The following is a 23,997-nucleotide window of genomic DNA, read 5'->3' as shown; positions in this document are numbered from 1 at the left end:
GCCGGTCGGTACAGCGTTCTAGGCTCGACCCACCGTTCGCGGGCAGACGGCCCGGCGTCGGTGTTGATCAGCGGTACGTCAGCGTGTGCCGTCCGTCGGGGGCGGCGCACCGGGGCAAGGAGGGCCGCATGACCGTACGGCGCGTGATGGGCATCGAGACCGAGTACGGGATCTCCGTGCCCGGGCACCCCAACGCCAACGCCATGCTCACCTCGTCCCAGATCGTCAACGCGTACGCGGCGGCGATGCACCGGGCCCGACGGGCCCGCTGGGACTTCGAGGAGGAGAATCCGCTGCGCGACGCCCGGGGCTTCGACCTCGCGCGGGACATCGCCGACGCCAGCCAGCTGACCGACGAGGACATCGGCCTCGCCAACGTCATCCTGACCAACGGCGCGCGGTTCTACGTGGACCACGCGCACCCCGAGTACAGCTCGCCCGAGGTGACCAACCCGCGCGACGCCGTGCTCTGGGACAAGGCCGGCGAACGGATCATGGCGGCAGCCGCACAGCGCGCCCTGGAGCTGCCCAACGGGCAGACCATCCACCTGTACAAGAACAACACCGACAACAAGGGCGCCTCCTACGGCACCCACGAGAACTACCTGATGAAGCGGGCGACCCCGTTCGCCGACATCGTCCGCCACCTCACCCCGTTCTTCGTCTCCCGCCAGGTGGTCACCGGCGCCGGCCGGATCGGGATCGGGCAGGACGGCTCCGCGCACGGCTTCCAGATCAGCCAGCGCGCCGACTTCTTCGAGGTCGAGGTCGGACTGGAGACGACCCTCAAGCGCCCGATCATCAACACCAGGGACGAGCCGCACGCCGACGCCGAGAAGTACCGCCGGCTGCACGTGATCATCGGGGACGCCAACCTCTCCGAGATCTCCACCTACCTCAAGCTCGGCACCACCTCGCTGGTCCTGGCCATGATCGAGGACGCCTTCATCACCTCCGACCTGGCCGTCGACCAGCCGGTGCGCACCCTGCACCGGATCTCCCACGACCCCTCGCTGAAGCACCTGGTCACACTGCGCAGCGGGCGCCGGCTCACCGCCGTCCAGCTCCAGCTGGAGTACTTCGAGCTGGCCCGCAAGTACGTCGAGGACCGCTTCGGCACCGACGCCGACGAGCAGACCGTGGACGTGCTGGCCCGCTGGGAGGACGTGCTGGGCCGGCTGGAGCGGGACCCGATGTCGCTCTCCCGGCAGCTGGACTGGATCGCCAAGCGGGAGCTCCTGGAGGGCTACCGCAACCGGGACGGGCTGGAGTGGGACAACTCGCGGCTGGCCCTGGTCGACCTCCAGTACAGCGACGTGCGGCCCGAGAAGGGCCTCTACAACCGCCTGGTGGCCCGCGGCCGGTTCGACCGGCTGGTGACCGAGGAAGAGGTCGTCAGGGCCGTCACCAAGCCGCCGGAGGACACCCGGGCGTACTTCCGGGGGCGCTGCCTGGAGCAGTACGCGGAGCACGTCGCGGCGGCCTCCTGGGACTCGGTGATCTTCGACCTGCCGGGCCGGGACTCGCTGCAGCGGGTCCCCACCCTGGAGCCGCTGCGCGGCACCCGGAACCACGTCAAGGCGCTGCTGGACCGCTGCCGCACGGCGGAGGACCTGCTGCGGGTGCTCGCCGGCGGGTAACTTTTCGATCACCACGGGTGAAGCCCGGGCAAATGGGAATCATCCGGGGGGACGGCGGGTGTTGGACAGGAAGTGCCACCGGCAAACCGGAAGCGGGTTGTCGCAGCTTGTGTATAGGGTCGATGCAGCAAGCAGCGACCGAACCGTGCCAGATGATCGAGCGGGGTGAGGTAAATGGCGAGCAAGGACACCGGCGGCGGCCAGCAGCGGGCGAACCGCTCCTCCGAGGAGGTCGAGGAGCAGGCCGCGGAAGCGCAGAATTCCGACGAGCTCAAGGAACGCCAGGAAAAGCTGAGCGACGACGTCGACGCGGTTCTGGACGAAATCGACGAGGTCCTGGAATCGAACGCCGAGGATTTCGTGCGGCAGTTCGTGCAAAAGGGCGGACAGTAACCGGACCGGAAACCGGCCGGGCGCCCGGTGGACATTCCGGGAATTCACGGCCGCGACCGATGACGGCGGACGGGCGGCGCGAGCCGTCCGTCCGCCCGGTCCGGCCCACGGGTCCGCTGGACAGTGATCGCCCGGCCGATAGGGTCGGGCAGTGCGCGCTTCAAGCTACCTGGAAGGAATCGTGTGGAAGCCAACACTCGTGGCACCGGGCGTCTACCGGCTGCCTTCCTCACCCCGGGGTCCTCGTCGTTCCTCGACTTCCTGGAGGCCTACCGGCCCGAGCTGATCCCCGGGCGGCAGCGGCTGCCCGAGGGCGTCATCGAGGCCCCGCACGGGACGACCATCGTCGCCGCGGTCTTCGACGGCGGCGTGGTCCTCGCCGGTGACCGCCGCGCGACGATGGGCAATGTGATCGCCCAGCGCGACATGGAGAAGGTCTTCCCCGCCGACGAGTACAGCGCCGTCGGCGTCGCCGGCACCGCCGGCCTCGCGATCGAGATGGTCCGGATGTTCCAGCTGGAGCTGGAGCACTACGAGAAGATCGAGGGCGCCGTCCTCTCCCTGGAGGGCAAGGCCAACCGGCTGACCACCATGATCCGGGGCAACCTGGGCATGGCGATGCAGGGCCTCGCGGTCGTCCCGATGTTCGCGGGCTACGACGTGGACCTGGGCCGGGGCCGGATCTTCACCTACGACGTCACCGGCGGCCGTTCCGAGGAGCGCGGCTTCGCCGCCACCGGCTCCGGCTCGGTCTTCGCCAAGGGGTCGATGAAGAAGCTCCACCGCGAGGGCATGACGGCCCAGCAGGTGTCCACCATGGTCGTCCAGGCCCTCTACGACGCGGCCGACGACGACTCCGCGACCGGCGGCCCCGACCTGGCCCGCAGGATCTTCCCGATCGTCTCGCTGATCACCGAGGACGGCTTCCGCCGGCTCACCGAGGCGGAGGTCACCGCGATCGCCGTCTCCATCACCGACCAGCGCCTGACCCACCCCAACGGGCCCCAGGCCCCGCTGCTCTAGCCGTCAACCGAGAAGGAAGGGACGACCGCCGGTGTCGACACCGTTCTACGTCTCCCCCCAGCAGGCCATGGCGGACCGCGCGGAGTACGCCCGCAAGGGCATCGCGCGTGGTCGCAGCGTGGTCGTGCTCACCTACGCCGACGGCATCGTCTTCGTCGCCGAGAACACCTCCCGGGCGCTCCACAAGGTGTCCGAGATCTACGACCAGATCGCCTTCGCGGCGGTCGGCCGCTACAACGAGTTCGAGAACCTGCGCATCGGCGGCGTCCGCTACGCCGACCTGCGCGGCTACACCTACGACCGGGCCGACGTCACCGCCCGGGGCCTGGCCAACGTCTACGCCCAGACGCTCGGCACGATCTTCTCCTCGGTCGGCGAGAAGCCCTACGAGGTCGAGCTGATCGTGGCCGAGGTCGGCCGCGGCACCGAGGACGACCAGATCTACCGGCTCACCCCGGACGGCTCGGTCGTCGACGAGAAGAACTACGTGGTGGTCGGCGGCAACGCCGACTCGATCGGCAACTACCTCGGTACGCGCCACCGGGCCGGGTTCTCGCTCACCGAGGCCATCAAGGTCGCCGTGGACTCGCTCGCCCGCGACCCCAACGGCGGCAGCCCGCGCACCCTCACCCCCGACCAGCTGGAGGTGGCGGTCCTCGACCGCGAGCGCTTCCAGCAGCGCAAGTTCAAGCGGATCCTGGGCGGCCAGCTCGCCCGGCTGCTCGACGGCGACCAGTCCGCCGAGACGGACGACGAGGAGAAGCCGGCGGCCACCCCGCCGGGCGACTCCGACCAGTAGTGCCTGCGGGGTCCCCGCGGCGGCCGGCGACGTCCGCCGCGGGGACCCCGGTGCCCCTGCGGCGGCCCGGACGGCGTCGCGGAGGCGGTTTCGGACAGCTCCCATCAGAGAATGGATGGCCCATGGACCGCCGAATTTTCGGGCTGGAGAACGAGTACGGCGTCACCTGTACGTTCCGCGGGCAGCGCAGGCTGTCCCCGGACGAGGTGGCCCGCTACCTCTTCCGCCGCGTAGTCTCCTGGGGCCGCAGCAGCAACGTGTTCCTGCGCAACGGTGCCCGCCTCTACCTCGACGTGGGTTCCCACCCCGAGTACGCCACCCCCGAGTGCGACGACGTCACCGAGCTGGTGACGCACGACAAGGCGGGCGAGCGCATCCTCGAGGGCCTCCTGGTGGACGCCGAGCGGCGGCTGCACGAGGAGGGCATCGCCGGGGACGTCTACCTGTTCAAGAACAACACCGACTCGGCCGGAAACTCCTACGGCTGCCACGAGAACTACCTGGTGGCCCGGCACGGAGAGTTCTCCCGGCTGGCGGACGTGCTGATCCCGTTCCTGGTGACCCGGCAGCTCATCTGCGGCGCCGGCAAGGTGCTGCAGACCCCGCGCGGCGCGGTCTACTGCGTCAGCCAGCGGGCCGAGCACATCTGGGAGGGCGTCAGCTCCGCGACCACCCGCTCCCGCCCGATCATCAACACCCGCGACGAGCCGCACGCCGACGCCGAGCGCTACCGCCGGCTGCACGTCATCGTCGGCGACTCCAACATGTCGGAGACCACCACCCTGCTCAAGGTGGGCTCCACCGACCTGGTGCTCCGGCTCATCGAGGCCGGCGTGGTCATGCGCGACCTCACCCTGGAGAACCCGATCCGGGCGATCCGCGAGGTCAGCCACGACCTCACCGGCACCCACCAGGTCCGGCTCGCCAACGGCCGGGAGGCCAGCGCCCTGGACATCCAGGAGGAGTACTACACCAAGGCGCTGGAGTTCGCCGACCGCAAGGGCATCAACACCGGCACCATCGCCCGCGTCCTGGAGCTGTGGGGCCGCACCCTGGAGGCGGTGAAGACCGAGCGGCTGGACGACGTGGCCACCGAGATCGACTGGATCATGAAGTACAAGCTCATCGAGCGCTACCGCGAGAAGCACCAGATGAGCATGAGCAATCCGCGGGTCGCCCAGATCGACCTCGCCTACCACGACATCCACCGTCGGCGGGGCCTGTTCTACCTGCTCCAGGCCAAGAACCAGGCGCTGCGGGTGACCACCGACCTCAAGACCTTCGAGGCCAAGTCGATCCCGCCGCAGACCACCCGGGCCCGGCTGCGCGGCGACTTCATCCGCCGGGCGCAGGAGCAGCGCCGCGACTTCACCGTCGACTGGGTGCACCTGAAGCTGAACGACCAGGCGCAGCGCACCGTGCTGTGCAAGGACCCGTTCCGGTCCGTCGACGAGCGGGTGGAGAAGCTGATCGCCGGCATGTGACGGTGGGAGCGCCGGTGGCCGACCGGCGCGGCGCCGGCGTCCGACCGGCGCCGACGAGGTGCGGCGGCGGGGGAGCGGCGCCCCCGCCGATGTGATCTTCGCGGTGTCCGGTCCCGGTGGTGCCTCCCGGGACCGGACACCGTCTGCGCATACGCTGTCCGTCGAGTCCGGAGCCGGGTCCGGAGAGCCGACTTTGACCGACAGTGAGGAAAGCCGTGCGCCGCACCGCCGGGTTGCTAGTCACCCTGCCCCTGTTGCTGGCGGTGGCCTGCAGCAGTTCCACCAAGCCTGTCAGCCAGGCCACGCCCACCGCGTCGCCCAGTGCCGCGCCCACCGTGCCGGCCCCGGTGAACGAGGCCTCGCCGATGCCGACCCTGTCCGGCGGGGGCTTCGGGAGCAAGGCCACCATCACCATCCCCGAGGGCCAGCAGCCCAGCGGGCAGTTCGTGGTGAACACCGTCAGCGAGGGCGACCGCTCCACGGTCAACAAGGGCGACTGGGTGACGGTCAACTACACCGCCAAGGACTGGACCACCGGCAAGGACCTGCCCAGCTCCTACGACTCCGGCGGCAAGCCGCAGCTCTACCAGGCGGGCAGCGGGCAGCTGGTGCCGGCCTTCGACCAGAGCGTGATCGGCAAGAAGGTCGGCAGCCGGCTGCTGGTCGTCGCCCCGCCCGCCGCCGCGTTCGGCAGCCAGGGCAGCACCCAGCTCGGCGTCGCCGGCGGTGACACCGTGGTCTTCGTGCTGGACATCATGGAGAGCCTGCCGCCGGACGCCACGCTCTCCGGCACCATGACGCAGCCGCCCGCCAACCTGCCGCAGGTCAAGGACAACGGCAAGGCCGCGGTCACCATCACCGTGCCGGCCGGGCAGGCCCCGCCGACCGAGCTCCAGCAGGCCGTGCTGATCAAGGGCGAGGGCAAGCAGGTCAAGTCCGGACAGACCCTGGTCGTCCAGTACACCGGGGTGCTGTGGGCCAACGGCCAGCAGTTCGACTCCTCCTGGAGCCACGGCGGGGCGCAGGCCCTGCAGATCGGCACCGGCAGCGTCATCGAGGGCTGGGACAAGGGCCTGGTCGGGCAGACCGTCGGCAGCCGGGTCGAGCTCGTGGTGCCGCCGGCGCTCGGTTACAAGGACCAGGCGCAGGGCGCCGTGCCGGCCAACTCCACCCTGGTCTTCGTGATCGACATCCTGGAAGCCGTCTAGCGTCGGACCCGTCCGCCGGGCCGCCCCGCGGAGCTGTCCGGCGGAGCCCTCCGTCGGACCGCTCCGCGCGTGGGGAATGCGAAGATCCTTCACGCGGGCTGGTTTCGGCCCCGGGGGATTCCGTACGCTTGGGCGGGCGCTCGCACACGGAAGCGCCCGCCCTCATCCTGACCTGTCATACTGCCCTCGCACTGTGGTAGGCGCCGCCGGCGTCCGGGGTCCGGGCGGGCAGTGCGACAGCACCCCGGCGCCACCACGCCGGCCGTAGACCTCGAATACCTCGTGGCGAGATGGATGGGGAGTCATGTCTGAGAAAGAGTCGAGCCCGGGCGGGTCCGGCACCGCGCACGGTAACTCCGTCGGAGACCCGGCCGACTCGCGGCCCGGCGGCCCGCTCCCGGGCGACGGCGAGTCGATCATCGTCCCCCCGGCGATCCTGCGGCAGCAGGCCGGCTGGGGCGGCACCGACGAGGCGCCGCGGACGGGAGGGACCAAGACCGACGAGGTCCCGCAGATCTTCGCGTCCACCGTCCGCCGCCAGGACGGCTCCGAAGCCGGGTACGACGAGAACCCCGGCAACGTCGGCCGGCTCGGTGTGATCCTCGGCACCGTCCTGGGCGTCCTGCTCATCGGCAGCGCCGTCACCCTGTACCTGGTGAACAAGGACGGCTCCTCCGACGACACCGCCGCCGCCAAGCCGGACACCGCCAAGTCCGCCCCGGCCACGCCGACCGCCGACCCCGTCCCGCCGATCAAGGACAGCGCCAAGGTGCTGCCGACCGTCACCGGCGAGTTCGGCAAGAAGGCCACCATCGAGGTGCCGCCCGCCGACCAGGCCGACGGCAGCTTCGTGGTCAAGGTCCTCTCCGAGGGCAACGGCCCCAAGGTCGAGAAGAACTCCTGGACCTCGGTCGACTACACCGGCAAGGACTGGAACACCGGCAAGGACATCCCGTCCTCGTACGACGACAAGGGCAAGCCGCAGATCTTCCAGGCCGGCACCGACGCCCTCATCCCGGCGCTCGACCAGGCCGTCGTCGGCAAGAAGGCCGGCTCCCGGCTGCTCGTGGTCGCCCCGCCGGCCGCCGCCTTCGGCGCCCAGGGCAACCCCAGCATGTCGATCGGGGCCAAGGACAACCTGGTCTTCGTCATCGACATCCGCAACAGCAACGCCCCCGACGCCGTCGTCAGCGGCACCGTGACCCCGCCGCCCGCGGACTTCCCGCAGGTCAAGGACAACGGCAAGAAGCCCGCCGACATCACCCCGGTGCCCGGCGCCGCCGACCCGACCGAGCTCAAGAGCCACGTCCTGATCAAGGGCGACGGCCGCAAGGTCGAGAAGGGCGAGAAGATCCTCGTCCAGTACACCGGCGCGCTGTACAAGGACGGCAAGGTCTTCGACTCCTCGCTCAGCAAGGGCCAGGCGTTCTCCTTCCCGCTCGGCGGCGGCCAGGTCATCGCCGGCTGGGACCAGGGCCTGGAGGGCCAGACCATCGGCAGCCGCGTCGAGCTGGTCATCCCCGCCTCCCTCGGCTACAAGGACCAGGCCCAGGGCGACATCCCGGCCAACTCCACGCTGGTCTTCGTCGTCGACATCCTCGACGCGGGTCAGGGCTGATCCACTTTCGGGTGACAATGGTGTGCGTGTGACCTCCGGGTCCGGCCGCGTGGCCGGACCCGGACGGCGGCGGGCGCCCGTACCGTGGTCCGGGAAACGGACCGAGGTGCGGGCGCCCGCCGCTTGGTCATGGACCGAACCAACCGTGAAACGAGGCATCAAGTGAGCAAGCCTGAGATCGACTTCCCGGTCGGCGACGCGCCGACCGAGCTGCAGATCCGCGACATCGTGGTCGGCACCGGCGAGGAGGCCAAGCCGGGCCAGGTCGTCGAGGTCCACTACGTCGGCGTGACCTTCGCGACGGGCGAGGAGTTCGACGCCAGCTGGAACCGCGGCTCGACCTTCAAGTTCCCGCTCGGCGGCGGCCGCGTCATCAAGGGCTGGGACCAGGGCGTCGCCGGCATGAAGGTCGGCGGCCGCCGCGAGCTGGTCATCCCGCCGCACCTGGGCTACGGCAACCAGTCGCCGACCCCGGCCATCCCGGCCGGCTCGACCCTGATCTTCGTGGTCGACCTGATCGGCGTCTGAGCACGCTGACCGATCGGCGTCCGAGTACGCCGACCACCAGGGCCGCACCCCCTCCGCGGGGTGCGGCCCCGGTCGTTCCCCGGCTCGGCTTTTGCACCGCGTACCGCTACCGGTACGGTCGGTCCCGCCGGGTCCACGACGCCCCGGCGGGCACACCCCGCGCGCGGCGCGGCACACCGGAAGGGTCAGCGATGGCGATCGCCAAGGCAGAGCGGCTGATGAATCTCGCCCTGTGCCTGATGAACACCAGACGTCCGCTCTCCAAGAAGGAGCTGCGGGAATCCATCGAGGCCTACCGCGAAGCCTGGCAGCACAGCAGCGAGGAAGCCTTCAACCGGATGTTCGAGCGGGACAAGGACGACCTGCGCGAACTCGGACTGGTGATCGACGTCGACGAGAACGCCCTCGACGGCGAACTCGGCTACCTCGCCCGCGCCGACCGCAACCGCCTGCCGGAGATCGCCCTCGACGCCGAGGAAGCCGCCGCGCTCACCCTCGCCGCCCGCGTCTGGCAGCAGGCCAAGATGTCCGGCGCCGCCAGCGGCGCCCTCCAGAAGCTGCGCGCCGCCGGCGTCCCCTTCACCGAGACCGAGGGCCGCCCCGCCCTCGAACCCCGCATCCCCGCCCGCGAGGCCGCGTTCGAACCGCTGCTCACCGCCGCCCGCGACCGCCGCCCGGTCACCTTCGAGTACCGCAAGGCCGGCGCCGCCGCCGCCCAGCAGCGCAGCGTCGAGCCCTGGGCCCTGGAGTGCTGGCGCGGCCACTGGTACCTGGCCGGCTGGGACCGCGACCGCGAGGCCGCGCGGGTCTTCCGGCTCGGCCGGATCACCGGCAAGGTCCGCGCCCGCTCCGGCGCCTTCCTCGGCACCGTGCCCGAGCACGTCGACGTCCGCGCCACCGTCGCCGAGTTCGCCGGCGAGGGCGCCACCGCCACCGCCGTCGTCCGGGTCCGCCGCGGCGCCGGCTTCCCGCTGCGCACCAAGGCGCTCGGCACCCGCCGGATCGACGACGGCTGGGACGAGCTCGACATCCCCTTCGGCAACGGGCTCGGCGCCGACCTCGCCGAGTTCGGGCCCGACGTGCTCGTCGTCGGGCCCGAGGAACTGCGGGCGGACGTCGTCGACCGGCTGCGTGCGGTGGCCGGTGCCGGCATGGTGGTCGCCGGGGCTGCCGGCGCCGGGCCGGCGGGGACCGCCGGGGTGGACAGGACCGAGACCGAGGACGTGCGGGCATGAGCAACGCGATCGACCAGACCCGGCGGATGCTCTCGCTGGTCACCTACCTGCGCGAGCGCCCCGGCGCCGAGGTGGCCGAGGTCGCCCGCGCCTTCGGCATCAGCGAGCGCGAACTCATCGCCGACCTCAACGTGCTCCCGATGTGCGGCACCAGCTTCCGCGGCGGCGACCTGCTCGACATCGACACCGACGGCGAGCGGATCTGGTGGCACAACGTCGACGACGTCGCGCAGCCGCTGCGCCTCGCCGCCGACGAGGCGACCGCCCTTCTGGTCGCCGCCCGCGCCGTGGCCGGCCTGCCCGGCCTGCGGGCCGGCGACCGCGAGGCCCTCACCCGGGCCGTCGCCAAGATCGAGAACGCGGCGGGGGAGAGCGCCGAGGGCAGCGCCCGGGTCGGCGTCACCTTCGAGGCCGAGAGCCACGTCTTCGCCGACATCGACCGCGCCCTCAGCGAGGGCCGCCGGCTCTGGCTGCGCTACTACTCCCACGGGCGCGGCGGCATGACCGAGCGCGAGGTCGACCCGATCCGGCTGCTCACCGAGGGCCACACCTACCTCGAGGCCTGGTGCCGGACCTCCGAGGACCACCGGATGTTCCGGCTCGACCGGGTCGCCGAGATCAAGGTCCTGGACGTCCCCGCCGACCCGCCCAAGCGCGAGCCGCGCGACCTCTCCGGCGGACTGGTCAATCCCTCCGCCGACGACCCCGAGGTCGTCGTCGAGGTCACCTCCGGCGGGCGCTGGGTCGCCGAGTACTACACCCACGACCGGGCCGAGGAACTGCCCGACGGCGGACTGCGGATCACCCTGCGCAGCGCCGACCCCTCGCAGCTGCGCCCGCTGGCCCTGCGGCTCGGCCGGGACGGACGGATCGTCTCCCCGCCCGCGCTCGTCGAACAGGCGCGGGCCGCGGCGCTGGAGGCGCTCGCCCACTACGGTGACGGGCTGGTCTGAGCCGTGGAGCCCGGTACCAGATTCAAGGTGTACTGCTCCGAGTGCCGGGAGAAGGTCGAGGTGCCCGCCGAGGGGTTCCGGCTGACCTTCGGCCGGACGGCGGACCGGACGCACTACAGCTTCTCCTGCCCGCTGTGCGGGGCGGCGGTGCGCAAGCCGGCCGGGGAGAAGATCGTCGCGGCGCTGACCGAGGCCGGGGTGCGGACCATGCGGCTGGTGCCGGCGGAGCAGTGAACCGGGGGTGCGCCCGCCGGTCCGGGCGGCGCACCGCGGGGTTCGCGCGGCGCACCTTCGGGGTCCGGGCGGCGCACCGCGGGGCGCGGGCGGGCCGATAGGGTGGGGCCATGTCCTGGATGCCCGTCGCCGCCGTCCTCCTCGCCACCGCCGGTCTGCTGGTGCTCGGCGTCCTCGCGGTCCGGCTCTGGCTGGACGTGCGGGCGCTGGCCGAGGGAGTGGACACGGCCTCCCGGGCACTGGCCGAGGCGGCCGAGGACCTCGCGGCCTCGGCGGCGGCCCGGCCCTGAGCCCGGCACCTCGGACGCGGGGGGCTGCTGCTCGGCCGTAGGGGCGCGTTACGCTCTCAGTTGGCTCCTGAACGCGAACGGGGGGCCGCTGTCCTGTTCGGGCGGCCGTCGTCACGGTGTCATCCGCAGCGGTTACCATCCCCGCAGCGAGCGGCCCGGTCGGTGCCGCCGAAACTGAAGGTGGTCGAGCATGCGGGTCTCGTTCACCGCGATCCTGGTGGTCGCGGTCATTGCCATTGTGCTCTTCGGCGCCAAGCGGCTGCCGGACCTGGCGCGCTCGCTCGGCCAGTCGGCCCGGATCCTCAAGAGCGAGGCCAAGGCGATGCGCACCGACGGTTCCGCCGACACCCCGGCCGCGCCCGCCCCGGCGGTGGCCGAAGGCGTCGCGGCGAAGACCATCCAGTCCGCCCCGGGTGCCTCGGCGAGCGCCCGCCCGGTGAGCGAGCCGTCCGCCGGACAGTCGGCGGGCCAGTCCGCCGGCCAGTCCGCGAGTCACTCCGCCCCGGAGGGCGGGGCGCGCTGAGCGCGCGGCACACGCCACCACTGGGGGCCCGTCGACCGGCGGGCCCCGACGCACAAGTTGAGGACCGGGGTTGAGCAAGCTCACGAAGGCGCCGAAGACGGCCAAGGATCCCGAGGGGCGGATGGCCCTCGCCGACCACCTGCGGGAACTGCGGAACCGCGTGGTCAAGTCGGTGCTGGCGATCGTGCTGTTCACGATCGTCGCGCTGATCTTCCACAAGCAGATCGAGACATTGCTGCTCAAGCCGCTGCCGCAGTGCACCCCGGACACGATCGCGTCCACCAAGGGCCGCTGCGCGCAGGTCTCGACCATCGGTCTGACCGCGGGCTTCAACTGGATGCTCAAGGTCGCCCTGACCGCGGGTGTGGTCGCGACCGTGCCGGTCTGGCTGTACCAGCTGTGGGCCTTCGTGGCGCCCGGTCTGCACAAGCACGAGCGCAAGTACACCGTCATCTTCATGGCCTGCGGCGCGCCGCTGTTCCTGGCCGGCGTGGCGCTGGCGATCCTGCTGCTGCCGCTGACCGTCGAGGTCCTGATCTCGTTCACCCCGAACGAGACCGTGCCGATCCTGCCGCCGGCGGACTACTTCGACATCGCCACCCGGCTGGTGATGGTGTTCGGCCTGGCCTTCGAGTTCCCGCTGCTGCTGGTCATGCTGAACCTGGTCGGCGTCGTCACCGGCAAGCGGCTGCTCAGCTGGTGGCGCGGCATGGTGATGGGCATCACCGTGTTCGCGGCCTTCGCGACGCCGAGTGCCGACCCGCTGAGCATGCTGGCGCTGGCCGCGCCGATCTGGGGCCTGTACTTCGTCGCGGTCGGTGTGGCGATGCTGAACGACCGGCGCCGGGCCCGGCGCAACCCGGACCTCGCGCTGGACGACGAGGAGGCTTCGCACGTGGACCTGTCGGTGGCTCCGGTCGCCGGGGCCGAGGCGATCGAGGCCTCCGCCACGCCGAGCGCCTCCGGCCACGTGCCGGCCGCGCGGCACGAGCAGATGGACGACATCACCTGATCCGTCGAGGGTGATCCCGCCGAGCCCCGGCCCGCCGTTTTGCGGTGGGCCGGGGCTTTTTGGTGCGACTCGCCCGTTCTTGCCCGGGGCAGTCTTGGCAGGTTCGATGGCATGTGACATATTACTGCCGTGTCCCACTCACAGAGACTCCCGGATGTCGTGGTGGTCGGAGCCGGCGTCGTCGGCGCCGCCTGCGCGTACTACGCCGCGCGGGCCGGGCTCGCCGTCGACGTCGTCGACCGCGGCCCGGTCGCCGGCGGCACCACCGGCGCCGGCGAGGGAAACCTGCTCGTCTCCGACAAGGAGCCCGGCCCCGAACTCGACCTCGCCCTGTACTCGGGCGGACTCTGGCGCGAACTCGCCGCCGAGTTCGGCGCCGACGTCGAGTACGAGGACAAGGGCGGCCTGGTGGTCGCCGGCACGCCCGAACGGCAGGAGGCGCTGCGCGCCTTCGCGGCCGGGCAGGCCGGCTCCGGCGTCCTCGCCGAGGAGATCCCCAGCGAGCGGCTCCGCGAACTGGAGCCGCACCTCGCCCCGGGGCTGGCCGGAGGATTCCACTACCCCCAGGACTCCCAGGTCCAGCCCGCGCTGGCCGCCGCCCACCTGCTGCGGGCCGCCCGCCGGATGGGTGCCCGGCTGTACACCGGCGAGGCCGTCCGGGCGCTGCGGATCGGTGCCGACGGTGCCGTTCGCGGGGTCGAGACGGAGCGGCGGCGGCTGGACTCGGCCGCCGTGGTCAACGCCGCCGGCACCTGGGGCGGCGAACTGGCCGCACTGGCCGGCGTCGCGCTGCCGGTGCTGCCGCGGCGCGGATTCGTCCTGGTGACCGAGCCGCTGCCGCGGATCGTCCGGCACAAGGTGTACGCCGCCGACTACGTCGCCGACGTCGCCAGCGGCTCGGCCGCCCTGCAGACCTCGGCCGTGGTCGAGGGGACCCCGGGCGGGCCGGTGCTGATCGGTGCCAGCCGCGAGCGGGTCGGTTTCGACCGCACCCTCTCGGTCGAGGTGCTGCACCGGCTGGCGGCCCAGGCGGCCGCGCTCTTCCCGGTGCTGGCCGGGGTGAACGTGATGCGCGCCTACCGAGGCTTCCGTCCGTACCTCCCGGACCATCTGCCCGCGATCGGCGCCGACCCCCGGGTGCCCGGTCTGTACCACGCCTGCGGCCACGAGGGCGCGGGCATCGGGCTGGCCCCGGGCACCGGGGCGCTGATCGCCCAGCAGCTCACCGGCAAGGACCCGGAACGCGACCTCGCGCCCTTCCGGCCCGACCGCTTCCCGGCGGCGGACGCTGCGGCCTGAGGAGGTGCCGCGCACTTTGCAAAGTGCGTGGACACCACCCGCAGGACGGACAGCCCGGAGGGCCGCGTACCCGCAAGGGGCGCGTGCCGGCCGGACCGGGCGCGTCCGCCGGGCCGCGCGTCCGCCGGGTCATGTGCCCGGCGGACCGTGTGCCCGCCGGAGCGGATGGCCGGCGGACGGTGCGTCCGCCCGAGCAGAGGCCTGCCGGACTGTGCGCCCGCCGGGGCAGATGTCTGCCGGAGCCCCCGACAATCCCACGATCGGCTCGTGAGCTGAACGGAGAACCCCCACCCATGCGCCGTACCCGCACCCCCGCGGAGCTGGTCCGGGCCGAGCCCGGGCCCGCCCACACCATCGAGTTCGACGGTCGGCCCGTGCCCGCGCTGCCCGGGCAGACGATCGCCGCCGCCCTCTGGGCCGACGGCGTGCTCGCCTGGCGCACCACCCGGGTCGGCGGGAAGCCGCGCGGGGCGTTCTGCGGCATCGGCGCCTGCTTCGACTGCCTGGCCACCGTCGACGGGCGGCCCAACCAGCGCACCTGCCTGCTGCCGGCCGAGCCCGGCACCACCGTCACCACCCAGGAGGGCCACGGCCGTGCCGACCTCGAAGTCTGAGCCCGCGCAGTCCCCCGGAGCCCACGGCCGCGGCGGCCCGTTCCACGACCTCGCGGTGATCGGCGCCGGCCCCGGCGGCCTCGCCGCCGCCGTGACCGCCGCCGACCTCGGTCTGCGCTGCGTCCTGGTCGACGCCGGCCGCAGCACCGGCGGGCAGTTCTACCGCCACCCCGCGCCCGGCCTCGGCGCCGCCCGCCCCGACCGGCTGCACCACGGCTGGTCCGTCTACACCGGCCTCTCCGACCGGCTCGCCGCCCACCGCGCGGCCGGCCGCGTCGAGCTGCTCACCGGCCACCAGGTCTGGGCGCTGGAGCGGGCCGGGGACGGCGACTGGCGGCTGCACGCCACCACCGGGCCGGACGCGGACGACCGGACCACCGTCCGCGCGGCCGCCGTCCTGCTCGCCACCGGCGCGTACGAGCGGCAGCTGCCCTTCCCCGGCTGGACCCTGCCCGGGGTGGTCACCGCGGGCGGCGCGCAGGCCATGCTCAAGGCCGGACTGGTGCTGCCCGGCCGACGGATCGTGGTGGCGGGCAGCGGCCCGCTGCTGCTCGCGGCGGCCTCCTCCCTGGTCACGGCCGGCGCCGAGGTGCCGGCCGTGGTGGAGGCCACCGCGTACCTCGGGTACGCCCGACGCCCCGGCGTGCTGGCCGCTGTCCCGGCCAAGCTGGTCGAGGGCGCCGGGCACGGTTCGGCGCTGCTGCGCCACGGCGTCCGGCTGCGGCCGCGCAGCGCGGTGGTCGAGGCGCACGGCACCGACCGGGTCACCGCCGTCACGGTGGCCCGGCTGGACGCCCAGTGGCGCCCGGTGCCCGGCAGTGAGCGGCGGATCGCCTGCGACGCGCTCGCCGTCGGCCACGGACTGATCCCGCAGATCGAGCTGGCCACCGAGCTGGGCGCGGCCACCAGGACCACCCCCGACGGAACGGCCGCGCTGGCGGTCGACGCCCGCCTGCGGACCACCGTGCCCGGGCTCTGGGCGGCCGGCGAGGCCTGCGGTGTCGGCGGCGCGGACCTCGCGATCGCCGAGGGCGAGCTGGCGGCGCACGCGGTCGCGGACCGGCCGGTCCGGACCTCGCTGCTGCGCCGGCGCTCCCGGCTGCGGGCCTTCGCCGAGCTGATGGCCGCCGCCCACCGGCCGGGGCCGGGCTGGACCGACTGGCTGCGGGAGGACACCGATGTCTGCCGCTGCGAGGAGGTCCCGGCCGGGCGGATCAAGGAGGCGGTGGACGGGCTGGGCGCGGGCGACGCGCGCACCGTCAAGCTGCTGACCAGGGCCGGGATGGGCTGGTGCCAGGGCCGGATGTGCGGTCCGGCGGTGGCCTGCCTGGCGGGCGGCGACGACCGGGCCGAGGTCCGGCCGGACAGCCGGCCGTTCTCCTGCCCCGTTCCGCTCGGGCAACTCGCGGCCGAGCGGGACGACCTGGAGGCCCCGGACGACCGGGCCGACCAGGACCACCAGGACCACCAGGACGACCGGCAGGACCGGTAGCACCGGCCGGACCGGACGGACCGGCCGCTCCCGTCGGCCGGTCGGTCCGAATCCGACCGAAAACGCCCGGTGGTGGCTCTTGTCTCCACCGCGCGCCTTCTAATAAAATGTCACACCTCACCAAGGAGTCATCCGTGTCCCAGATCTCGCACGACAGCACCCGGCCCTGGCGCGGCATCATGGTCGCCACCACGCTCCCGCTGCGCCCGGACCTCTCCGTCGACTACGACGCGTACGCCGACCACGTCCGCTGGCTGATCGAGTCGGGCTGCGACGGTGTCGTCCCCAACGGCTCGCTCGGCGAGTACCAGACCCTGACCGCCGAGGAGCGCGCCAAGGTCGTCGAGGTCGCGGTCGAGGCCGCCGGCGACGGCTCCCGCGTGATGCCCGGTGTCGCCGCCTACGGCAGCGCCGAGTCGCGCCGCTGGGCCGAGCAGGCCGCCGAGGCCGGCGCCGGCTCCGTGCTGCTGCTGCCGCCGAACGCCTACCGGGCCGACCACGACGCCGTCCGCGGCCACTACGCCGAGGTCGCCAAGGCCGGCGTGCCGATCGTCGCCTACAACAACCCGATCGACACCAAGGTCGACCTGGTCCCGACGCTGCTCGCCCAGCTGCACGCCGAGGGCTCGATCGTCGCGGTCAAGGAGTTCAGCGGCGACGTCCGCCGGGCCTACGAGATCGCGGAGCTGGCCCCGGGCCTGGACCTGCTGATCGGCGCCGACGACGTGCTGCTGGAGCTGGCCCTGGCCGGCGCCGTCGGCTGGATCGCCGGCTACCCGAACGCCCTGCCGGAGGCGAGCGCCGCGCTGTACAAGGCCGCGATCGCGCACGACCTGAACACCGCGCTGCCGCTGTACAAGTCGCTGCACTCGCTGCTGCGCTGGGACTCCAAGACCGAGTTCGTCCAGGCGATCAAGCTCTCCATGGACATCGCGGGCCGCCCCGGCGGTCCGACCCGCGCGCCGCGCCTGCCGCTGACGCCGGAGATCGAGGCCGCCGTCCGCGCGGCCACCGAGAAGGCGCTGGCCGAGGGCCTCGCCTGATCCGAAGTCCGACCCGAACCGGATTCCCGGTTCCGAGCGTCCGGGACGGCCGGCTGCGGGGGCAGCCGGCCTCCGGACCACCCTCCGGCCCCGCCGGTCCACCCCCGTCCGGACCGTCCGGCCTCGACGAAGCCAGTCATCTCCCCACCCACGGAGCGTCAGCAGATGCGCAGCCGTCACGTCTTCCACGCCGTCGACTCGCACACCGAGGGCATGCCCACCCGGGTCATCACCGGTGGGTTCGGTGTCATTCCCGGTGCCACCATGGCCGAGCGCCGGACGCACTTCCAGGAGCACCTGGACCACTTCCGGACCCTGCTGATGTACGAGCCCCGGGGCCACGCCGCGATGAGCGGCGCGATCCTGCAGCCGCCGACCCGGCCGGACGCCGACTTCGGCGTGCTCTACATCGAGGTCACCGGCCTGCTGCCGATGTGCGGCCACGGCACCATCGGCGTGGCCACCGTGCTGGTCGAGACCGGTATGGTGCCGGTCGTCGAACCGGTCACCACCGTCCGGCTGGACACCCCGGCGGGCCTGGTGGTCGCGGACGTCGCGGTCGAGAACGGCGCGGCCACGGCGGTCACCATCCGCAACGTGCCGTCGTTCTCGGAGGCGCTGGACCGCAAGATCGAGGTCCCCGGCTACGGCACGGTGACCTACGACCTGGCGTACGGCGGCAACTTCTACGCGATCCTGCCGCTCGCGGAGTTCGGCCTGCCGTTCGAGCGGGAGCGCAAGCAGGACATCCTGGACGCGGGCCTCGCCCTGATGGACGCCATCAACGCGAGCCCGGACCGGCCGGTGCACCCGGAGAACCCGTCCATCCACAGCTGCCACCACGTGCAGCTGTTGGCCCCCGGCTCCACCGCCGAGCACTCCCGGCACGCGATGGCCATCCACCCCGGCTGGTTCGACCGCTCGCCCTGCGGCACCGGCACCTCGGCCCGGATGGCCCAGCTGCACGCGCGCGGCGAGCTGCCGCTGGACCGCGACTTCCGCAACGACTCCTTCATCGGGACCACCTTCATCGGGCGGCTGGTGGAGGAGACCGAGGTGGGCGGACGGACGGCCGTCGTGCCGACCGTCACCGGGCGGGCCTGGATCACCGGCACCGCCCAGTACTTCCTCGACCCCAGCGACCCGTTCCCGGCCGGCTTCCTGCTCTGATCCGGCCGCTGTTCCGCACCGGCTTCCCGCCCCACCCCGGCCCCGCGGCCGGCCGGCCCCCCGTCCCGGGGCCGGCCGTCCGCCGCGGGACCCGCCGTCCGACCCGCACCGAACACCCGTCGAAACCCCCGAAGGGCTGCCTGCAGTGACGATCCGTTCGTACAACCCCGCCGACCCCGCGGACCTCGTCGCCGAGGCGCCCGCCCCCGGTGCCGAGGCCGTCCTGGCCACCGTCGCCCGCGCCCGCGCCGCCCAGCCCGGCTGGCTCGCCGCCGGCGCCGGCGGCCGCTCGGCCGCGCTCACCCGGATCGCCTCGGTCGTCGAGGCGCACGCCGAGGAGCTGGCCGAGCTGGTCGTCCGCGAGGTCGGCAAGCCGATCGCCGAGGCGCGCGGCGAGGTCGCCCGCACCGTCGCGATCTGGCGCTACTACGCGCAGGCGCCGTTCGCGGCCTCCGGCGAGGTGCACGAGACCGCCGGCGGGCCCGGCCTGCTGCTCACCCGCCGCCGCCCGTACGGGGTCGCCGGTCTGGTCACGCCGTGGAACTTCCCGCTGGCGATCCCGACCTGGAAGGCCGCCCCGGCGCTGGCCGTCGGCAACACCGTGGTGCTCAAGCCCTCCTCGGAGGCGATCGGCTGCGCCCGCCGGCTGGCCGAGCTGGTCGCCGAGGCCGGGCTGCCGGCCGACGTCTTCACCGTGCTGCCCGGCGGCGGCGCCGAGGGCGGCACCCTGGTCGGCGCGGCCGACGTGGTCTCCTTCACCGGCTCCACCGGGGTCGGCCGCCAGGTCGTCCGCACCGCCACGGACCGGGGCATCCCGGTCCAGGCCGAGCTCGGCGGGCTGAACACCGCGATCGTCCTGCCGGACGCCGACATCGACCAGGCCGCCGCCCACCTCGCCAACGCGATCGCCGGCTACGCGGGGCAGAAGTGCACCGCCACCAGCCGGGTCGTCGCGGTCGGCGAAGCCTACGAGCCGCTGCGCGCCGCCCTGGTCAAGGCGCTCGGCCAGGTCGACGGCACCTCCTGCGGGCCGGTCATCAACGAGGCCACCCGGGACGAGATCACCGCGGCCGTCGACTCCGCCCGGGAGGCCGGCGCCGAGGTGCTGACCGGTGGCGGCGCGCCCGCCCGGGACGGCTGGTACCTGGAGCCGACCCTGGTCGCCGGCGTCCCGGACGAGCACCCGCTGAGCCGCGAGGAGTTCTTCGGCCCGATCGCCGTGCTGCACGCCGCGGCCGACCTGGACGAGGCGATCGCGCTCGCCAACGACACCCCGTACACGCTGTCCGCCTCGGTGCACACCCGGGACCTGGACGCGGCGCTCGCCACCGCCGACCGCCTGAACGCCGGCATGATCCGGGTCAACGCGCCGTCCAGCGGCGTCGACTTCCACCTGCCGTTCGGCGGCGCCAAGGGCGCCAGCCACGGTGCCCGCGAGCAGGGGCAGGCCGCGCTGGACTTCTACACCCAGAGCCGCACCGTCACCCTGCTGCCGGGCGGAGGCGCCTGATGACGACGGACCTCCCCGACCGGGAGGCGCGCGCGGCGCTGCACGTCGACACGGTCGACTACCACACGGCCGGCGAGCCGTTCCGGATCGTCGTCGGCGGCGCGCCCGTCATCCCCGGCGACACCGTCGCCGAGCGGCGGGCGATCGCGATCGGGGCCGGCGGCACCGCCACCGCGCCCCGGCCGGGCCCGCTGGACGACGTCCGGCAGCTGCTGACCCGGGAGCCGCGCGGCCACGCCGGCATGTACGGCGGCTTCCTGGTGCCGCCGGACGACGACGAGGCCGACCTCGGCGTGCTGTTCTGGCACAAGGACGGCTACTCGACCGCCTGCGGCCACGGCACCATCGCGCTCGGCGCCTGGGCGGTCGACTCCGGGCTGGTCGCCGCGCCCGACTACGGCGTCGCCCGGGTCCGGATCGACGTGCCGTCCGGCCGGGTCACCGCGCTGGTCAACCGCGCCGCCGGGCGGACCACCGGGGTGACCTTCCGCAACGTGCCCTCCTGGGTGAGCGAGCTGAAGCTCCCGGTCGAGACCTCGCGCGGCACCGTCGAGGTGGCCGTCGCCCACTCCGGCGCCTGCTACGTCTCGGTGCCGGCCTCGGCCCTCGGACTCTCGGTGACCCTCGACCGGCTGCCCGAGCTCACCTCGATCGGCCGGGAGATCCGGGCCGCGCTGGCCGACTCCCCGGCCGTGCGGCACCCGGTGGACCCGAGGCTGTCCGGCGTCTACGGCGTCATCCTGTTCGACGAGCTCCCGTCGGTGGACGGCGCGCTGAACCAGCGCAACGTCACCGTCTTCGCGGACGGCCAGATCGACCGCTCGCCGTGCGGCTCCGGCAGCTCGGCCCGGCTGGCCGTGCTGGCCGCCGAGGGACGGCTCGCCCCCGGCGAGGAGCTGCGGCACGAGTCGATCGTCGGCACGGTCTTCGGCGGGCGGGTCCTGCCCGGCGGCGACCCGTGGGGCGACGGGGTGGTCACCGAGGTGACCGGCACCGCGCACCGCACCGGCGAGCACCGCTTCCTGCTCGACCCGCAGGACACGCTCGGCGCGGGATTCCTGCTGTGAGCGGCGACCCGCGGACCGCCCCGGAACCGCTCGGCGTGGCGGCCGAGCCGCTCCGGCCCGCCACGCCGGGCTCCGACCCCGCCGCCGCCCCGGCCGTCGGGCCGACCGCCGGACCGGCGGTGCTGCCGACCGGCGCGGTCGGACTGACGCCGGAGGAGGCGGCGCGGGCGATCGAGGGCGTGCTGCTCGACGGGCTCGACCCGGAGACCGTCCCCGCCCGCTCGGCGATCCCGGTACCGGCCGGGGAGCTGCTGATGATGCCGGCCGCCTCCAAGTCCTACGTCGGGGTGAAGATCGCCGGTGTCGCGCCGGCCAATCCCGCCGTCGGGCTGCCCCGGATCACCGGCGGCTACCTGCTGCTGGACGGTCCGACCCTGCAGCCGGTCGCGCTGCTGGACGGCATCGCGCTCACCTCGCTGCGCACCCCCGCGGTCACGGCCGTCGCGCTGGACCGGCTGGCCGTGCCGGAGGCCGAGCACCTGGTGCTGTTCGGTTCGGGCCCGCAGGCGTACGGGCACCTGGACGCCCTGCTCGCCGTCCGCCGGCTGACCCGGGTGACCGTGGTCGCCCGCCGGGCGGAGCCGGCCGAGGCGCTGGTCGGGTACGCCCGGGGGCTCGGCCTGGAGGCCGCCGTCGGCACCTCGGCCGCGGTGGCGGGGGCGGACCTGGTGGTCTGCTGCACCACCGCGCGCACGCCGCTGTTCGACGGCGCGCTGGTGCCGGACCACGCGGCGGTGGCCGCGGTCGGTTCGCACGAGGTGGACGCCCGTGAGGTGGACGAGGTGCTGGTCGGCCGGTCCGCGCTGTACGTGGAGGCCAGGGCCGCCGCGCTGCGGGAGGCGGGCGACCTGCTGATGGCGGGGGTGACCGGGGCCGACCCGCTGTGGAACCTGGCCGAGCTGGTGCGGGGCGAGGCCCCGGTGCCGGCCGACCGGCCGAGGTTCTTCAAGAGCGTCGGGATGGCCTGGCAGGACCTCGCGGTCGCGGCGGAGGTGCACCGGCGCGGGACGGGCCGATAGGGCTTCCGGTCGGCACAGGTCTGCTGTGGGACCCGGCCAGTCGGGTACCGGCGCTCGGCGCTGTGTCGGTACCCGTCCCCAAGTCCGTTACCTGGGACGGGGATTGGTCGTTGTTGTGTCGGCCGGAGTTGCGGTCGGCGTGGTGGGAAGGGATCCCCCGCCACGCCGGCCGTTTTTTCGCGTTCTGGTCGGGGGCGGTGGGTGGGGCGGGTCCGGTGCGACCGGTCCGGTCCGTTCGGTCACGGGGGAGCGGAGGGACGGATTCGAGGAGTTCGGCCGCCGACCGTTGTCAGCGGGCGGCGGTCCTGCCACCATGGGGTCCGACCATGGATGCCGTGCGCCGACTGGTCGTTCGAAATCACGGAATGTTGCACACTCAACGTAACGTGACATTGTACGCTGGTGTTCTGCACTCACCGGAGGAACACCATGGCCGACCTCAAACCCCGCACCCTGATCTCCGTCCAGGAGCGGCTGCGCGACCAGGTCGCCCACGCCCTGCGAGCCGCCCTGATCTCCGGCGAGCTGCGCCCCGGAGTCGTCTACTCCGCGCCCGCCCTGGCCGCCGACTTCGGCGTCTCCGCCACCCCCGTCCGCGAGGCCATGCTGGACCTCGCCCGCGAGGGCCTGGTCGAGGCCGTCCGCAACAAGGGCTTCCGGGTCACCGAGCTCACCGAGCGGGACCTCGACGACTTCACCGAGATCCGCGCCCTGATCGAGGTCCCGACCATCGGCCGGGTCGCCCGCACCGCCACCCCCGAGCAGTTGGAGGCGCTGCGGCCGCAGGCCGAGGCGATCGTCGTCGCGGCCGGCAAGCAGGACCTCATCGGCTACCTGGAGGCCGACCGCCAGTTCCACCTCGACCTGCTCGGCCTGGCCGGCAACTCCCGCCTGGTCGAGGTCGTCGGCGACCTGCGCAAGCGCTCCCGCCTCTACGGTCTCAACCGGCTGGCCGAGCGCGGCGAGCTGGTCTCCTCGGCGGAGGAGCACCTGGAGCTGCTGGACCTGATGATCGCGGGCGACGCCCCGGCCGCGGAGTCCTGCATGACCCGCCACCTCAGCCACGTCCGCTCCCTGTGGGCGGAGGGCCAGGAGGAGGCGGCCGAGGAGGAGTCCCGCACCGGCCTGCGCCTGCGCGCCAGGTAGGGGCAAACCACCCGTTCGGGTGAGGTGCCCGGGATCGGGCGGTGAAGTGGCTCCGGGCTCTACGATGATGCTCTCGACATCGGCAGCAAGGAGGATTCCGTGTCCGCCGCCGCAGTGGAAGAACCGTTCGAGCAGCCCACCCTGCTCGAAGTCGCCGAGCTGATCTCCGACCAGTTCGCCGGCTACCGGGTCGAGATCATCGGGAGCCAGATCGTCGTGACGCCGTCGCCGAACATGAAGCACGGTCGCTCGGTCAAAAGGCTCGACCGGGTTTTTCTGGCAGCAGGGCTCGATGACGGCGACACCGAGGTGTTCCAGGGAATCGGCATCTGGTTGCCCGATGGACCCTCCGACTTCGCCATTCCTGATCTGGCGATCGTTGATGCGAACAGTGACGACAAGCTCATCGAGTACAACAGCTACGATCCGGCGATTTTCCGCCTCGTGGTGGAGGTGACCTCCTCCAATCTCAGCGACGACCTGAAGCGGAAGCCTGCCGCGTACGCCTCGGCGGGCGTTCCGGTGTACGTCATTGTGGATCGGACGAATCAGCGGGTGATGGTGCTCACCGATCCACAGGACGGCGAGTACCGGGTGCACGCCGTCCATCACCCCGGGCAGTCCTTCGCGCTGCCGGAGTCGATCGGTGCAGCGGTGACGCTCTCGGTGGACGAGGTGCTGGCCGCCAAGAAGTAGC

The 23,997-nt window shown here is 73.0% G+C and carries 23 protein-coding genes and 1 pseudogene; all 24 read left to right on the top strand.

Annotated features, from left to right (window positions below; genetic code table 11):
- The first annotated feature begins 128 nt into the window (after nt 1-128).
- Nucleotides 129-1,640: a depupylase/deamidase Dop gene (dop, locus tag ACW14Y_RS11035; protein ID WP_380310240.1), complete on the top strand. Its 1,512-nt coding sequence runs from the start codon at nt 129-131 to the stop codon at nt 1,638-1,640.
- Nucleotides 1,641-1,814: 174 nt separating this feature from the next.
- Nucleotides 1,815-2,033, top strand: a complete 219-nt coding sequence (locus tag ACW14Y_RS11030) for a ubiquitin-like protein Pup (protein ID WP_030299936.1) — start codon at nt 1,815-1,817, stop codon at nt 2,031-2,033.
- Between the two features lie 183 nt (nt 2,034-2,216).
- Nucleotides 2,217-3,056, top strand: coding sequence for a proteasome subunit beta (gene prcB, locus ACW14Y_RS11025; protein ID WP_380310238.1), 840 nt, complete (start codon nt 2,217-2,219; stop codon nt 3,054-3,056).
- Nucleotides 3,057-3,087: 31 nt separating this feature from the next.
- Nucleotides 3,088-3,855, top strand: a complete 768-nt coding sequence (prcA, locus tag ACW14Y_RS11020) for a proteasome subunit alpha (RefSeq protein WP_380310236.1) — start codon at nt 3,088-3,090, stop codon at nt 3,853-3,855.
- A 122-nt stretch (nt 3,856-3,977) separates the two neighbouring features.
- Complete coding sequence (pafA, locus tag ACW14Y_RS11015) at nt 3,978-5,339, top strand: Pup--protein ligase (protein WP_266275084.1); 1,362 nt, start codon at nt 3,978-3,980, stop codon at nt 5,337-5,339.
- A gap of 215 nt (nt 5,340-5,554) precedes the next feature.
- Nucleotides 5,555-6,547, top strand: coding sequence for an FKBP-type peptidyl-prolyl cis-trans isomerase (locus tag ACW14Y_RS11010; protein WP_266310440.1), 993 nt, complete (start codon nt 5,555-5,557; stop codon nt 6,545-6,547).
- Between the two features lie 304 nt (nt 6,548-6,851).
- Nucleotides 6,852-8,165 (top strand): FKBP-type peptidyl-prolyl cis-trans isomerase, encoded by a 1,314-nt coding sequence (locus ACW14Y_RS11005; RefSeq protein WP_380310233.1) that lies wholly within the window; start codon nt 6,852-6,854, stop codon nt 8,163-8,165.
- Nucleotides 8,166-8,294: 129 nt separating this feature from the next.
- Entirely contained in the window at nt 8,295-8,693 is a 399-nt protein-coding gene (locus ACW14Y_RS11000; RefSeq protein WP_340633091.1) for an FKBP-type peptidyl-prolyl cis-trans isomerase, read from the top strand.
- 191 nt (nt 8,694-8,884) lie between these two features.
- A pseudogene (locus tag ACW14Y_RS10995) lies at nt 8,885-9,835 on the top strand (helix-turn-helix transcriptional regulator); the annotation flags it as partial.
- An 89-nt stretch (nt 9,836-9,924) separates the two neighbouring features.
- Nucleotides 9,925-10,881 carry a helix-turn-helix transcriptional regulator gene (locus ACW14Y_RS10990; RefSeq protein WP_380304231.1) on the top strand — a complete coding sequence of 319 codons (957 nt, stop codon included), beginning with the start codon at nt 9,925-9,927 and terminating at the stop codon, nt 10,879-10,881.
- Nucleotides 10,882-10,908: 27 nt separating this feature from the next.
- Nucleotides 10,909-11,115 carry a hypothetical protein gene (locus ACW14Y_RS10985; protein WP_231977872.1) on the top strand — a complete coding sequence of 69 codons (207 nt, stop codon included), beginning with the start codon at nt 10,909-10,911 and terminating at the stop codon, nt 11,113-11,115.
- 110 nt (nt 11,116-11,225) lie between these two features.
- Nucleotides 11,226-11,405, top strand: a complete 180-nt coding sequence (locus tag ACW14Y_RS10980; RefSeq protein WP_380304233.1) for a hypothetical protein — start codon at nt 11,226-11,228, stop codon at nt 11,403-11,405.
- 190 nt (nt 11,406-11,595) lie between these two features.
- Nucleotides 11,596-11,928, top strand: coding sequence for a Sec-independent protein translocase subunit TatA (gene tatA, locus ACW14Y_RS10975; protein ID WP_402724672.1), 333 nt, complete (start codon nt 11,596-11,598; stop codon nt 11,926-11,928).
- A gap of 121 nt (nt 11,929-12,049) precedes the next feature.
- Nucleotides 12,050-12,940: a twin-arginine translocase subunit TatC gene (tatC, locus tag ACW14Y_RS10970; RefSeq protein WP_380304283.1), complete on the top strand. Its 891-nt coding sequence runs from the start codon at nt 12,050-12,052 to the stop codon at nt 12,938-12,940.
- A gap of 129 nt (nt 12,941-13,069) precedes the next feature.
- Nucleotides 13,070-14,239 carry an NAD(P)/FAD-dependent oxidoreductase gene (locus ACW14Y_RS10965; protein ID WP_456986625.1) on the top strand — a complete coding sequence of 390 codons (1,170 nt, stop codon included), beginning with the start codon at nt 13,070-13,072 and terminating at the stop codon, nt 14,237-14,239.
- Between the two features lie 293 nt (nt 14,240-14,532).
- Complete coding sequence (locus ACW14Y_RS10960) at nt 14,533-14,853, top strand: (2Fe-2S)-binding protein (RefSeq protein WP_030299963.1); 321 nt, start codon at nt 14,533-14,535, stop codon at nt 14,851-14,853.
- The gene (locus ACW14Y_RS10955; RefSeq protein WP_380304239.1) at nt 14,834-16,345 is read left to right on the top strand and encodes an FAD/NAD(P)-dependent oxidoreductase; all 1,512 of its coding nucleotides are present in this window, start codon (nt 14,834-14,836) and stop codon (nt 16,343-16,345) included. Before ACW14Y_RS10960 ends, ACW14Y_RS10955 begins: the two co-directional genes overlap by 20 nt.
- A gap of 179 nt (nt 16,346-16,524) precedes the next feature.
- Nucleotides 16,525-17,388, top strand: coding sequence for a dihydrodipicolinate synthase family protein (locus ACW14Y_RS10950; protein ID WP_380304285.1), 864 nt, complete (start codon nt 16,525-16,527; stop codon nt 17,386-17,388).
- A 165-nt stretch (nt 17,389-17,553) separates the two neighbouring features.
- Complete coding sequence (locus ACW14Y_RS10945) at nt 17,554-18,558, top strand: proline racemase family protein (RefSeq protein WP_456986624.1); 1,005 nt, start codon at nt 17,554-17,556, stop codon at nt 18,556-18,558.
- A 136-nt stretch (nt 18,559-18,694) separates the two neighbouring features.
- Nucleotides 18,695-20,068, top strand: a complete 1,374-nt coding sequence (locus ACW14Y_RS10940; protein WP_266315546.1) for an aldehyde dehydrogenase family protein — start codon at nt 18,695-18,697, stop codon at nt 20,066-20,068.
- Nucleotides 20,068-21,135, top strand: coding sequence for a proline racemase family protein (locus ACW14Y_RS10935; protein WP_380304243.1), 1,068 nt, complete (start codon nt 20,068-20,070; stop codon nt 21,133-21,135). The genes ACW14Y_RS10940 and ACW14Y_RS10935 overlap by 1 nt, the downstream gene beginning before the upstream one ends.
- Entirely contained in the window at nt 21,132-22,154 is a 1,023-nt protein-coding gene (locus ACW14Y_RS10930; protein WP_456986623.1) for an ornithine cyclodeaminase family protein, read from the top strand. The genes ACW14Y_RS10935 and ACW14Y_RS10930 overlap by 4 nt, the downstream gene beginning before the upstream one ends.
- 429 nt (nt 22,155-22,583) lie before the next feature.
- On the top strand, nt 22,584-23,300 hold the full coding sequence (locus ACW14Y_RS10925) for a GntR family transcriptional regulator (protein ID WP_380304247.1): 717 nt from the start codon (nt 22,584-22,586) through the stop codon (nt 23,298-23,300).
- Nucleotides 23,301-23,399: 99 nt separating this feature from the next.
- A complete protein-coding gene (locus ACW14Y_RS10920; protein ID WP_053649351.1) occupies nt 23,400-23,996 on the top strand; it encodes a Uma2 family endonuclease in 597 nt (198 codons plus the stop codon).
- The last annotated feature ends 1 nt before the right edge of the window (nt 23,997 follow it).

It is taken from the genome of Kitasatospora sp. cg17-2, from assembly GCF_054031055.1.
This window is presented reverse-complemented; position numbering and strand designations above follow the sequence as displayed.

Excerpts from the sequence above, each read along its gene's own strand:
- dop (WP_380310240.1), top strand. The coding sequence starts at position 129 with ATGACCGTACGGCGCGTGATGGGCATCGAGACCGAGTACGGGATCTCC.
- ACW14Y_RS11030 (WP_030299936.1), top strand. The coding sequence starts at position 1,815 with ATGGCGAGCAAGGACACCGGCGGCGGCCAGCAGCGGGCGAACCGCTCC.
- pafA (WP_266275084.1), top strand. The coding sequence starts at position 3,978 with ATGGACCGCCGAATTTTCGGGCTGGAGAACGAGTACGGCGTCACCTGT.
- ACW14Y_RS11005 (WP_380310233.1), top strand. The coding sequence starts at position 6,852 with ATGTCTGAGAAAGAGTCGAGCCCGGGCGGGTCCGGCACCGCGCACGGT.
- ACW14Y_RS11000 (WP_340633091.1), top strand. The coding sequence starts at position 8,295 with ATGGACCGAACCAACCGTGAAACGAGGCATCAAGTGAGCAAGCCTGAG.
- ACW14Y_RS10990 (WP_380304231.1), top strand. The coding sequence starts at position 9,925 with ATGAGCAACGCGATCGACCAGACCCGGCGGATGCTCTCGCTGGTCACC.
- ACW14Y_RS10980 (WP_380304233.1), top strand. The coding sequence starts at position 11,226 with ATGTCCTGGATGCCCGTCGCCGCCGTCCTCCTCGCCACCGCCGGTCTG.
- tatA (WP_402724672.1), top strand. The coding sequence starts at position 11,596 with ATGCGGGTCTCGTTCACCGCGATCCTGGTGGTCGCGGTCATTGCCATT.
- tatC (WP_380304283.1), top strand. The coding sequence starts at position 12,050 with ATGGCCCTCGCCGACCACCTGCGGGAACTGCGGAACCGCGTGGTCAAG.
- ACW14Y_RS10960 (WP_030299963.1), top strand. The coding sequence starts at position 14,533 with ATGCGCCGTACCCGCACCCCCGCGGAGCTGGTCCGGGCCGAGCCCGGG.
- ACW14Y_RS10950 (WP_380304285.1), top strand. The coding sequence starts at position 16,525 with ATGGTCGCCACCACGCTCCCGCTGCGCCCGGACCTCTCCGTCGACTAC.
- ACW14Y_RS10945 (WP_456986624.1), top strand. The coding sequence starts at position 17,554 with ATGCGCAGCCGTCACGTCTTCCACGCCGTCGACTCGCACACCGAGGGC.
- ACW14Y_RS10935 (WP_380304243.1), top strand. The coding sequence starts at position 20,068 with ATGACGACGGACCTCCCCGACCGGGAGGCGCGCGCGGCGCTGCACGTC.
- ACW14Y_RS10925 (WP_380304247.1), top strand. The coding sequence starts at position 22,584 with ATGGCCGACCTCAAACCCCGCACCCTGATCTCCGTCCAGGAGCGGCTG.